At 58.7% G+C, this 12305-nt stretch carries 11 protein-coding genes; 1 reads left to right on the plus strand and 10 read right to left on the minus strand.

The annotated features are described in order from the left end of the window. Positions 1–42 precede the first annotated feature (42 nt). Positions 43–1512, minus strand: coding sequence for an alkaline phosphatase family protein (locus tag WNZ14_RS01435; RefSeq protein WP_342866834.1), 1470 nt, complete (start codon positions 1510–1512; stop codon positions 43–45). Positions 1513–1715: 203 nt separating this feature from the next. On the opposite strand from WNZ14_RS01435, the gene WNZ14_RS01440 reads away from it, so the two are divergent. Continuing rightward, a complete protein-coding gene (locus WNZ14_RS01440; protein ID WP_342866835.1) occupies positions 1716–2534 on the plus strand; it encodes a sugar phosphate isomerase/epimerase family protein in 819 nt (272 codons plus the stop codon). A gap of 63 nt (positions 2535–2597) precedes the next feature. On the opposite strand, the gene WNZ14_RS01445 is transcribed toward WNZ14_RS01440, so the two are convergent. The 9 genes from WNZ14_RS01445 to WNZ14_RS01485 all read right to left on the minus strand — a co-directional run bounded on the left by WNZ14_RS01445 (position 2598) and on the right by WNZ14_RS01485 (position 12224). After that, positions 2598–3074 (minus strand): carbon monoxide dehydrogenase subunit G, encoded by a 477-nt coding sequence (locus tag WNZ14_RS01445; protein WP_342866836.1) that lies wholly within the window; start codon positions 3072–3074, stop codon positions 2598–2600. A gap of 81 nt (positions 3075–3155) precedes the next feature. Next, positions 3156–4022 carry an alpha/beta hydrolase gene (locus tag WNZ14_RS01450; protein ID WP_342866837.1) on the minus strand — a complete coding sequence of 289 codons (867 nt, stop codon included), beginning with the start codon at positions 4020–4022 and terminating at the stop codon, positions 3156–3158. 190 nt (positions 4023–4212) lie between these two features. Continuing rightward, positions 4213–5016 (minus strand): xanthine dehydrogenase family protein subunit M, encoded by an 804-nt coding sequence (locus WNZ14_RS01455; protein WP_342866838.1) that lies wholly within the window; start codon positions 5014–5016, stop codon positions 4213–4215. A gap of 10 nt (positions 5017–5026) precedes the next feature. After that, positions 5027–7414 carry a molybdopterin cofactor-binding domain-containing protein gene (locus tag WNZ14_RS01460; RefSeq protein ID WP_342866839.1) on the minus strand — a complete coding sequence of 796 codons (2388 nt, stop codon included), beginning with the start codon at positions 7412–7414 and terminating at the stop codon, positions 5027–5029. An 11-nt stretch (positions 7415–7425) separates the two neighbouring features. Beyond that, complete coding sequence (locus WNZ14_RS01465) at positions 7426–7899, minus strand: (2Fe-2S)-binding protein (protein ID WP_342866840.1); 474 nt, start codon at positions 7897–7899, stop codon at positions 7426–7428. Between the two features lie 15 nt (positions 7900–7914). Continuing rightward, positions 7915–9021: an ABC transporter ATP-binding protein gene (locus WNZ14_RS01470; RefSeq protein WP_342866841.1), complete on the minus strand. Its 1107-nt coding sequence runs from the start codon at positions 9019–9021 to the stop codon at positions 7915–7917. A gap of 13 nt (positions 9022–9034) precedes the next feature. Then, positions 9035–9871 carry an ABC transporter permease gene (locus tag WNZ14_RS01475; protein ID WP_342868478.1) on the minus strand — a complete coding sequence of 279 codons (837 nt, stop codon included), beginning with the start codon at positions 9869–9871 and terminating at the stop codon, positions 9035–9037. A gap of 47 nt (positions 9872–9918) precedes the next feature. Further along, a complete protein-coding gene (locus tag WNZ14_RS01480) occupies positions 9919–10782 on the minus strand; it encodes an ABC transporter permease (protein WP_342866842.1) in 864 nt (287 codons plus the stop codon). 125 nt (positions 10783–10907) lie between these two features. Next, complete coding sequence (locus tag WNZ14_RS01485) at positions 10908–12224, minus strand: extracellular solute-binding protein (protein WP_342868479.1); 1317 nt, start codon at positions 12222–12224, stop codon at positions 10908–10910. Positions 12225–12305: the final 81 nt, after the last annotated feature.

Consider the following 12305-nt stretch of genomic DNA (forward strand, 5'->3'; position numbering starts at 1 on the left):
GAACCGGCACACTCAGTGCACCCCTGACGATGAAGACCGTTTTCAGATGCGTCCGCCGCAGAAGGGCATGCGCTGCCGCCCGTCACCGGCGGCAAGCAAGAGGAATTGGTTGAATTCACCTGCCCCGGCCTCGAGACGAACCTGGCGTGGTTCGGGAGCCTGCGCCCCAATTACTGCGTCAAGCGGCAGGCCCGTCATCGTCACCGGGCGGTCAACTCCCATGAGGGCCAGAACAGTCGGAACGATATCAGTCAAATTCGCCTGATCATTGACGCAGGCTACGGGCATGCCCGCGCCGCCAAAAGCAAGCAGCGTGTTCATCTCGTGGGGATTAAGGCCACCATGCATGCCGCCTCCGACAGGAACATTGACCCCGGTTGTATAAATGCCGGCGCCAGCCAGACCATGTTGATCAGCTTCAATCGAAGAACGTCCAACCCAGTAAAGATCCGGCGAGCGGGAATGATCAGCGCCGACCAGAGCTCGGTCAAAGGCACCATCGACTAGCGGCTCTCCGTTCTCGTCAGCCCCGCAGAACAAAAGTCCAGTCTCCGGCATATCCATCAGCGCGGATCCGAGGGCTTTCAGCCGCGTCCTATCCTGAGAGACCAGCGTCAATCCGGCAGCGGATCCCGGTGCCACCAGCACATCCGTACCCGCTTCTGCCTTACACCCGGCGGCAAAGCCCTTTTCCTTGAGCGCACCAACGAGATCGAATGCAGCTGTTGTCGAGATCTGGCCATGATCGCTCATGACGATCAGCAGGGTTTCGTCCGCATGGTCGGAAGCGTGGACAGCGTCCAGGATCTTGCCGAAACAACCATCGACGTGCGCAGTCGCCACGTCAGATTCCTGAGAGCCGATCTCATGAAAATGATAGGATGTGTCGGGTTCCGAGTACCATATGATGGCGACATCCGGCTGCACTTCAGGCAACACCAGCTCTGTCAGCACGCGCATGGCGTAGGTTGCCTCATCAAGCTTCGGCGATTTCCCGGCGGGAAGCGGACCAAAGCGTTCGACAGATTGATCAACCGCCTCGGGCGTATCCGTGTGATCCCTTCCATGGATAGAAAACGTCCAGTGGCCATGCTCCCTGGCGCGATGATTGAGAAGCCAGGCTGATCCGGCGGATCCCGAATGCACGACAGCCAATCGCTTGTCAGCAGCAGCCAGCGCGCAGCCGATGCCTTTGGCCTCGACAAACTCACCGTCGTGCCAGGCGTTTGCAGCTCTGATATGGGCCGCGCGTGACGTGTCGAGGGGCTCCCCGCCGCTGATTGCCGGATGGAAAAAGGCGTTGTTGACCACGCCATGTTGGGTCGGGTGTGATCCGGTTGCAAAACTGGTGGTGGCAACACGGGTCATGGAGGGAAATACCGACCGCGCCTCGCGGTACCAAAGCCCGCCAGTCACGAAGCGATGCAAATTGGGCGTCAGCTCTTCTGAAATGCGGTCGGGCCGCAGCCCGTCAAATACAACGATCACCACACGCGCGACTTTGGTTGACACTGCTTTCGTCTCCTGTTTGTCACCTCATTCAACCATGCGCCCGCAATGCGACAGCCATGCTACAGGCGGCGATAAATGTGATTGACCATCAACCTTCATCGATCCGTCACGGTTCTGATATCTGTCTGTCGCATGACCGGCGGTATAGCGGATCGCGCATGCGGGGCCCGATTGACCTCGCCCAATAAAGAGAAGGTCAGACCATGAGTGATTTGCCTGTAATCGGCGCGGCGATGACAATCGCCAATTATGAAACCCATTATGATTTCATGCGTGAATTGCCGCGCGACATCGAAATTCAGGACTTCTTTGACGCCAATCTGCTCAATGGCGATTGGGAGACTGCGGCTGCGCACGGCCGCAAGCTGCTCGACGGCCACGAAGGCCGTATCGGCATTCACGGTCCGTTCTGGGGCTTCAACATTGCGTCACAGGATCCTGATGTGCGCGACATCGTTCGCCGGCGGTTTCACCAGGGTTTGGATGTCTGCGAGGCGATCGGCGCCAACCAGATGGTCATTCATTCGCCTTTTTCGACATGGGATTACAACAATCTCGACAACCTGCCGAACGCACGCGCCTCGGTCGTTGAGCGCACACATGACACCATTGCCGACGTGGTCAAGCGCGCCGAAAACATGGGCTGCGTTCTGGTCGTGGAAAACATCGAGGACGTCGATCCGCATGCCCGTGTGGAGCTGGTGAAAAGCTTCGGCTCAGAGGCCATCGCAGTGTCGATCGACACTGGTCATGCCTGCTACGCGCATGGATCCACCGGCGCCCCTCCGGTCGATTACTATGTCGGAGCAGCAGGCAACTTGCTGCAACACGTCCACTTGCAGGACGCCGATGGTTACGCAGACCGCCACTGGAGCCTCGGCGAAGGAATCATTCGCTGGAACTCGGTCTTTGCCGCTCTCGGTGCACTGTCGTCCAATCCGCGCCTGATCGTCGAAATCCGTGACAAATCCAAGATCCCGGCTTCGATTGCCTATCTCAAATCACTCGAGCTTGGACAGTAGTCTTTATCTGTGAATTCGCCAGCAGGAGCTTGGAAGACTGGAAATTCCAGCTCCTGCTGGCCTTCACTCAAGAAGACCAGATTCATTGATAGGCGCGGCACCCGCCTCTACTGTCTCCCGAAACCGTGCAAAAAACTGGCCTGACAATTTACTGGCGGTGCTTTGCACCAGCCTGCTGCCGAGTTGCGCCATCTTGCCGCCAATCTCTCCAGTCGCCACATAACTCAGGAACGTGGCGGGGCCATCTTCCTTTAGCACGACTTCAGCGCCGCCCTTGGCAAAGCCGGCAATGCCACCATTGCCAGTACCGCTGATGGAAAACTGTTGCGGGGCACCGGTTACATCCAGAGTGACATTGCCGCTGAAGCGCGCTTTCATTGGACCGATCTTGAGAACGACCTTGGCTTCCAGCTCGGTGTCACTGCTCTTGACCAGTTCCTCGCATCCCGGAATGCAGGCCATCAGCACGACCGGGTCATTCAGCGCATCATAGACCGTCTGCATCGGCGCTTCGATGCGAATGTTGTCGCTCAGTTCCACCTGGAATGTCCTTCAAATCGATATCGCGGCCAAGCCCGCGGTTCGGCCACCGTCGTGTTTCGCAAGTCTACTCTCTGGAAGTCAGGCTTTGCCGGCGCGGGCGACAAGCTCAAGCAATCCTCGGGTCAGAAGCCCTTCGGGTGCCGCCAGCTCTTCCATGATGGTGTAGTGATTGAGGCCTGGCAGCACTGTCATCTCGACATCAAGGCCCGCCGTCCGCGCCAAGGCCTGGTAGTCTCGTGACTGGCGCTGCAGTTCCGGCAGTTCATTGCCGCCAACGAACAGAACCATCGGCACATTGCGCCTGATCAGATTTCGGATCGGCGCCAACGTCTGTATCTCGAAGGTCTGCAATTGAAGATCATGATTGAGATAGGTTAGCGCAATGGGCTCCAGATCGAAGATACCACTGATTGAAACCACGCCTTGAACCATTGCCCGATCAGCAGCCAGTGCTGCCAGATGTCCGCCGGCGGACCAGCCACCGACAAAGATCCGCTGAGCATCGAAACCCAGCTCCTCGGCGAGACCGGCAATGCAATCGATGGCGCGGAACACTTCGTTGACAATCTCCGACAGGCTCGCGGCAGGTGCCAGCGTGTAGCCGATTGTGGCAACATTGATTCCATTGGCGCTGGGTCCCGTGGATACGAAACCGAAAATTTCCTTGCTGTTGCGCTGCCAGTAACCGCCGTGAATGAAGATGAACAACGGCGCATCACGCTCACCCGAAGGGAAATAGTCGAAGCGGTTGTTCGGTTTATCGCCATAGCGGACATCGAGCCGCGAGGACAGCAACTCCCGGCAGACCGAACTTCTTTTCTCCCAGTCCAGTAATCGCTCAGGGCTATCGGACACAGCCAGGGAGTTGTTGTAGGCAGCATCCTTTTGCGCCTGGTCCAGATTGGCGAATCCCGGGATGTCCTCGTCTTGCTGGTCTTGTTGCACCTGGCATGCCCTCCGCAGAAACTGCGATCACTGTTGATGTTCGACCGGCGGTAAGGATCGCGCCGGATCGGTTCTGTCAAAGAGGCGGAAACGCGCGCAAAGCCACCCTTCCGCGCCCCGCCGTTTGCGTAGCTCGCTGTCTGTTCGCTCTCTTGCCTTTTCGGGCGATGAAGCTACTGTTTCTGAAAAGCTAACCCGGGTTGGAAGCCATGGTGACGGCCCGACGGGCCATGACCATGACCAGCTGCGCCCGATACTCACTGTCAGCGTGGATATCCGACATCAGCCCCGAGGCATCAATCGAGATCCTTTCAAGCGCTGAAGCAGTGAAACTCTCGGTGAGTGCGGCCTCGATATCAGAGGCGCGAAACACTGCCGGCGCCGCCCCCGTCACTGCCACCCTCACCGTGCCGCCGGTCTTGACCACGAACACACCGGCGAGCGCGTAGCGCGACGCCGGATTGCCAAATTTGCAGTAGGCCGCGCTATCGGGCAGCGGAAATCGCACTGATGTCACGATCTCGCCGGGTTCCAGTGCCGTCTCGAACATATCGACGAAGAATTCGTCGGCGGGAATGCTGCGCCGGTCGGTGACGATATCGGCGCCAAGCGCCAATACCGCTGCGGGATAATCGGCGGCCGGATCATTGTTTGCGATCGAACCGCCGATCGTCCCGCGATTGCGCACCTGCTGATCCCCGATCCGTCCCGCGAGCGCTGCGAGCGCCGGGATTTTCTCAATGACCAGCGCCGAAGCTGCAACATCAGAATGACGTGTCAGCGCCCCGATGACGAGTGTGCCGCCATCCATCGACACGCCCATCAGCCCGGCAATGCCGGACAGGTCGATAATGTGGTCGGGAGTCGCCAGACGTTGTTTCATGGTCGGTACAAGCGTCATGCCGCCGGCCAGAACCGAGGCGTTTTCGTTGGCAGACGACAGTGCCACTGCGGCATTGACGCTGTCAGGTCTGTGATAAGCGAAAGCCTTCATGGGACGTCTCCTATTCCGCCGCGATCCGGGCGCTCGAATTGCGAATGATGTTCCAGATGTGGTTGGGTGTGGCCGGCATGTCGACATGGCTGACACCGAACGGCTTGAGCGCATCGACCACCGCACTGATGATCGCGGCAGGCGACCCGATTGTTCCACACTCACCGCAGCCCTTCACGCCCATCGGGGTGTGAGTGCAGGTTGTCGAATGGGGTTCGATGGCAAAATTCGGCAGGTTGTCGGCCCGAGGCATGCAGTAATCCATGAACGATCCTGCCAGCAGCTGACCTGATGTCTGATCGTAGACGCCATGTTCAAACAAAGCCTGGCCAATTCCTTGGGCGATGCCGCCCTGCAGCTGACCCTCGACGATCATCGGATTGATGATGGTGCCTACGTCATCGACAGCGGAATAACGCTTGAGGGCGACGATCCCGGTCTCGGGATCTATTTCCACTTCGGCGAAATGCGCGCCGCCCGGATAGGTGAAGTTGATCGGATCATAGAACGCCTGTTCTTCCAGACCCGGCTCAAGGGTTTCGAGTGGATAGTCAAACGGCACATAAGCAGCCCCGGCAATCTCGACAAAGCTCTTTTTCTTGTCGGTGCCGGCAACGGAGAATTCGCCCTTCTCGAAGATGACGTCGTCAAGGGCCGCTTCGAACTGGTGCGCGGCGATCTTGCGCCCCTTCAGGATGACCTTGTCATTGGCCTTGGCAAGCGCCGCACCGCCGACGACCAGCGAGCGGGAGCCGTAAGTACCCATGCCGAACTGCACCCGGTCGGTATCGCCAAAGACGACGCTGATATCCTCGAACGGAACCCCGAGATGCTCCGACACGATCTGGGCAAATGTAGTCTCATGCCCCTGCCCGTGATTGTGGGTACCGATCAGCACAGTAACTGCACCGGAGGGATGAACACGCACGGTCGCACTTTCATAAAGACCGCCACGTGCACCAAGCTGGCCGGCCATGCGCGAGGGCGCCAGGCCACAGGCTTCCACATAGGTGGAGATACCGAGGCCCAGATACTTGCCACGGCTCGCGGCCTCAAGGCGGCGCTCCTCGAAGCCGGCAACATCTGCCAGCACTTCGGCCCGCTCCAGGCAGCCTCTTGGATCGCCGCTGTCATATTCGACCAGCATCGGCGTCTGGTAAGGATAGGCCTCCCGCTCGATCATGTTGCGCCGCCGGATCTCGATCTTGTCGATACCCATTTCGCGCGCCGCCATGTCGACCAGCCGCTCGACCACGAATGTCGCTTCAGGTCGCCCGGCGCCGCGATAGGCATCGACCGGCACGGTGTTGGTGAAGACGCACTTCACTTCGCAATAGATAGACGGGATGACATAGACACCCGACAAGAGGGGCGCGTAGAGGTTGGTCGGAATGTTGGGGCCGAAGGTGGAGAGATAAGCGCCCATGTTCGCCAGCGTCTTGACCCGCATGGCCAGAAACTTGCCGTCCTCATCAAGCGCCAGTTCGGCTTCGGTGACGTGGTCGCGACCATGCGCGTCGGACACAAAGCCTTCCGATCGCTGGCAGACCCATTTGACCGGGCGGCCGAGCTTGCCAGCAGCCCAGGTAACGACAGCTTCCTCGGCATAGTGGAACTGCTTCACACCGAAACCGCCGCCAACATCAGGCGCTACCACGCGCAGCTTGTGCTGCGGAATATGCAGCACCATTTCGCCCATCAGCAGACGCACGACATGGGGAAACTGGCTGGTGGTCCACAGCGTGTACTGGCCGGTTGCGAACTCGAACTCGCCGATCGCCGCACGCGGCTCGAGCGGATTTCCGATCAGCCGGTTGTTGACCAGCTCGATGCTGGCGACATGGGCAGCGTTCTGGAATGCTGCCTCGACAGCCGACCCATCGCCCAGATGCCAGTCACAGCACAAATTGTTCTCGACTTCATCGTAGACTGCAGGCGCGCCGGGCTTGAGCGCATCGACCAGGCCCACCACCGCTGGCAGGACCTCGTAGTCGACCTCGATAAGTTCGGCAGCCGCCCGTGCCTGTTCATCGGTTTCAGCAACAATGAACGCCACGGCATCACCGACATAACGCACCTTGCCCAAGGCAATCGGCGGATGTGGCGGCTCCTTCATCGGCTCGCCGTCCTTGCCGGTGATGCCCCAGCCGACCGGCAGACCGCCGACATTGTCAGCTTTCATGTCTTCGCCGGTATAGACCCCATGGACCCCGGGCTGCGCCATTGCCGCGGAGACATCGATCGACTTGATAATCGCGTGCGCGTGTTCTGAGCGAAGAAACACTCCCGTGAGCATGTTCGGCCGCTTGATGTCAGCGACATAGGTGCCCCGTCCGCGCACAAAACGGGCATCTTCCTTGCGCTTGGGCGACGATCCGATTCCGATAACTGGCAACATGGTACTTTCCTTCAGGATGTTTGGCGCATGGCGGCCGCGCCAGCGATGACGGACTTGACGATGTTCTGGTAGCCGGTGCAGCGGCAGATATTGCCTTCCAGCCATTCACGGATTTCGGCTTCCTCGGGATCCGGATTGTGCTTCACCAGATCGAGAGCCGCCATAAGCATGCCCGGCGTGCAGAAGCCGCATTGCAGACCATGATTGTCGCGGAAGGCCTGCTGCATCGGATGAAGCTCGTCGGCGAGACCAGAAAGGCTTTCGACGGTACGGACCTCGGCGCCCTCGGCGGCAACCGCCAGTACGCTGCAGCTCTTCACGGAGTCACCATTGAGGTGGATCACGCAGGCGCCGCACTGGGATGTATCGCATCCCACATGAGTTCCGGTGAGCGAAAGATCCTCGCGAATCAGATCGCTAAGTAGCGTTGACGGCTCCGCCTCGACAGTAGTGGGGCGGCCATTGAGGACAAACGAGATTTTCATGTGACTACTCCAGGATTAGGCCAGCAGATGGGCGTGATCGATCTGCCAGACAGCAAGTACGTTATCTCCGATGGACAGGGCATCTTCGAAAAACCGGCGCTCGGGCACGTAGGCGACAAATTCATCCTCGCCCCCCGCCTTCAGCATCACCTTGACGAAGTTCCCCTGGTATTCGACGCCGATGACCGATCCCTCGATTGCGGTCGACCCGTCGGGAATACCGGCACCACCCAGACGCATGAGATCGATATCATCGCGACGCACCGCGATGTCGAGCGTCTGGCCGTTCTCAAGCCGACGATTGGGCTTGAGCGGAATCCGGATGTCGCTGAACATTGTGCCTGCGAAGGACGCTTGCGCGCCGTTGACCTGTCCCACCGTACCGGAAAGAACGTTCTGGCCGCCGATGAATTCCGCGACATAGCGATCTTTCGGCTTGGCATAGACTTCCGGCGCCGGCGCTGCCTGACGGATCTGCCCCTTGTCCATGACCACCACCATGTCAGCGAGCGCAATTGCCTCAAGCTGCGTGTGGGTCACATGAATGAATGTGATCCCCAGGTCCCGTTGCATGCGGCTCAGTTCGGCGCGCATTTTAATGCGCAAATGCTCGTCGAGCGCAGACAGCGGCTCATCGAGCAACAGAACCCGCGGCTCGGTGATTGCAGCACGCGCCAGCGCCACACGCTGCTGCTGGCCGCCCGAAAGCTGCGCCGGCAGGCGGTTGGCGAACTCGCCCAACTGCACTTTCTCGATCATCGCGTCGACCTTGTCATCGCGCTGGCCCTTCGGCAAACCACGGACCTTGAGCGCAAATGCAATGTTGTCGCGAACGCTCAGATGCGGAAACAGGGCATAGGACTGGAACATCATCGCTGTGCGACGTTCGACCGGATCGAGACCAACCACATCCTCTCCACCGATCAGGATCTCGCCCACCGTCGGGTCCTCATGGCCTGCGATCATCCTGAGGATCGTGCTCTTGCCGCAGCCCGATGGCCCAAGCAGACAACAATAGGCGCCATCCGGGATTTTCAGATTGATGCCGTCCACGGCGTAGGTGCTTCCATCGTAGCTCTTGGCCACACCGGCCAGCTCGATGTCTCCTTTTCCAGTGCTCACCAGATTCTCCATTCTATTGGTCATTGTTCAGGCGGGCCGCATTGCGACGCTGCAACAGCAGGATCGAGCCAAGACTGACACCGATGATGAGGAAGGACACCACCGTGGAAACCGTGCCCAGCGCATAGAGAGCCGGCGACGTCACGTTCAGCGTCATGCTCCAGATTTCGAGCGGAAGCGTGTTCAGGGGACCTGCGGTCTGGAGCGTCCTTGCAAACTCGTCATAGGACAGGGTGAACCCAAAGAGGGCAACCGCGATCAGTCCTGGCGCTAGGATGGGGATCACAACCAGCCTGATGGTCTGTGCGGGAGAAGCCCCGAGGTCGCGGGACGCCTCCTCCCAGTCATTGTTGAGCCGTGACATCACCGCAAACATCACCAGGATTCCGAACGGCAGGGTCCAGGAAAGCTGGGCGCCAAGTGCAGAAGTGTACCAGTTGGTCTGGATCCCCAGCATGTTGAAACCAAGTCCGATGCCGATGCCGAGAACCAGCCCGGGCGCAACAAGGCTTCCGATCATGAGATAGAAGACAATGGTGTCTCCGCGGAAACGCTTGCGGAAAGCCATGCCGGCCATGAACGACACCACCACCGTTATCAGCGTCACCGAAACGGCAAGGTACATGGACCGGGTAAAGGCCCCGCTGACGTCACCGGCCCGCGTCTGCATGATCAGCTCGTTGAACCAGTAGAGCGAAACACCGCGCATCGGAAACACCAGGCCGCCCTGCACGTCCTGAAAAGACAGGATGTAGATCGAGATCATCGGGCCGTAGAGTGCGATGACATAGAGCGCGAAGAAGCCAGCCAAGACATAGAAGGTCCATGGACGATCCGAGCTCTTGCGCACCTTGCGCCTGGTCGATGGCGTTGCATTCCTGATGGATGTCGGAGCGTTCACTGGGCGATCTCCTTGCGAATATCGACCACACGAAGGATCGCGGCGACCATCAGCATGACAATGATCGTCAGAATGACCGCGCTGGCTGCAGCTGTTGGATATTGCAGAACGCTGATGTCTTCATAGAAAGCGCCAACCACCGAGGCCGTACCGCCACCCGACATGACCTTGACGACGAAGAAGTCCCCCATGACAATCGAGACGACAAAGATGGCGCCGAGCGCAATTCCGCTCTTGGACATCGGCACGATGATGTAACGCATGATGTCAAAGCGGCTCGCGCCGGCGTCGAGTGCTGCTTCCACCACCCGCTTGTCGATCCGCGCCATCGAATTGAAAATAGGCACAATCATGAAAATTGTCAGCTGATGCACATAGGCAACCACTACCGCAAAGTCCGAATACAGCAGGAACTCGAGGGGCTCATCGATGAACCCTGTACCCAGCAGCGCCTGATTGATCAGGCCCTCCTTGCCCAGAAGCGGTATCCACGAAATCATACGTATGATGTTTGAAGTCCAGAATGGCACCGTGCACACCAGAAACAGTGCCATGGCAAAGAGCTTGCTCCTGACGTGAAACACCAGGAAATAGGCCACCCAGAAACCGATCAGTGCAGTGAAGACCAAGGTCAGGATCGCGAACTTGATGGTTTCGAAATACAGATTGTAGGTCAGAGATGATCTGCCAACATCGATGTAATTGGCCAGAGTGAAGTCCATGAACATGCCGCCATATCCGTCGGTCTGCATGACGCTCGCGACGCAGACCACGAGGATAGGCACGATGAAAAATGGAACGAGAACCGCGAGTAGCGGCGAGACGTTGAGCCATCCGATCGTATTGCTGCTCAGTTTCATGACATCGAGCTCCGCGGTCCTTGCTTGAGGCTTTTGAATGCCGGACGATCTGTCCAGAGTGGGCGGGGCGTCATAGCCCCGGGCAAGGTTGCAGCCCGGGACCCTGACTTCGTGGACAACTCGGGTCAGGCGACCTTGAAGTCGTTCCAGCGCTTGTTCATGTAGGCTGCTTCATCCATCAGCGTGTTCCAGCAGGAGATGTTGGTGACACGCTCGACGAAGGAACCACCGTCGCGAACCGTGCCGGCCTTCTCCATCGGCAAACCGTAGGGATCTGTGATGGCTTCAGGAGCAGGCTTGCCCTCGTACCAGTAGGCCCATTCCGTATCGGACATGAACTTCTTGGCAGTCGACGGAACCGGGCTGTAATAGCCGTAGCGGGAAACGAACGCCCCCTGCCAGCCTTCGAGGTACCAGTTCATGTACTCGTAGGCCGCATCCAGCTTCTTGCCTTCGAGGTGGTTCATCAGGCCCATGCCGTTGCACCAGCCGCGATAGCCTTCCTTGCCATCCTTCTTGTTGACCGGCGCATAGACGCAAGGGATGTCCTTGGTGCGCACCGCCGCCACGGCGGGCGACCACATCGACTGGATGACAACTTCACCGGCTGCCATCAGCTGCACAGACTGGTCGAACGTGGTCCAGGTGGCGCGGAAATGGCCTGCACGCTTGAGTTCGATCAACTTGTCGATCGTCTTGTCGATCTCTTCCTTGGTCATGTTGCCCTTGTCGCCATACTGGACGAGGCCGGCGCTTTCCATGCAAAGGGCGGCGTCCATGATGCCGATTGCCGGCACATCGAGGATGGCTGCCTTGCCCTTGTATTTCGGATCGATCAGATCTTTCCATTCGGTGACCGGATGGTCGACGAGGTCGGGCCGATAGCCGATGGAGTCGGCGTTGTAGACCTGCGGTACGTTAGTCAGCCAATCCGCAACACCGTCATGCAGCTCGGTCGAATCCTTCTTTTCAAGATAGAGCGCCGCATACGGCGAGATCCCCTGATTTGCGATCTGGCTACCTTCGAGTTCACCCTTGGTGAATATCGGCAAGAAGTTGTCGAACTGCTTGATACGCTTGGCTTCGATGCCCTGAATGATGCCGCGCTTGGCGGCCAGCTTGGCCTGCCAGCCTTCAAGGTCGGCGATATCGACCGAATTCGGCTGGGTTATAAAGCGGTTGATCGAAGCCGACGTATCAAGGTTCTGCATCGTCACCTTGAAGCCGAGATCCTTGGCGGCCTGATCGCCGATGGCCTTGACGACCGAGTAGGACACGCCGACATGACGAAGCTCGATATCCTTGATTTCCTGCGCCCAGATAGTCGGGAATCCGGTGATGACTCCGGAACCTGCGGCCGCGCCGGCTGCTGCGGCGCCTGCCTTCAGCAGGTTGCGCCGTGAGATGTTGGAACTGCTCTTGGACTTGGTCATTGTGCAAATTTCCCTGTTTCGAAAACGAAAGGCTCGTGTTTGCTCTGCCAGGGGAATTAGACAAATATTCCCTCATTTAACAAAATCAGA

The sequence above is a fragment of the Hoeflea sp. AS60 genome, from assembly GCF_038900115.1.
GTDB lineage: Bacteria > Pseudomonadota > Alphaproteobacteria > Rhizobiales > Rhizobiaceae > Hoeflea.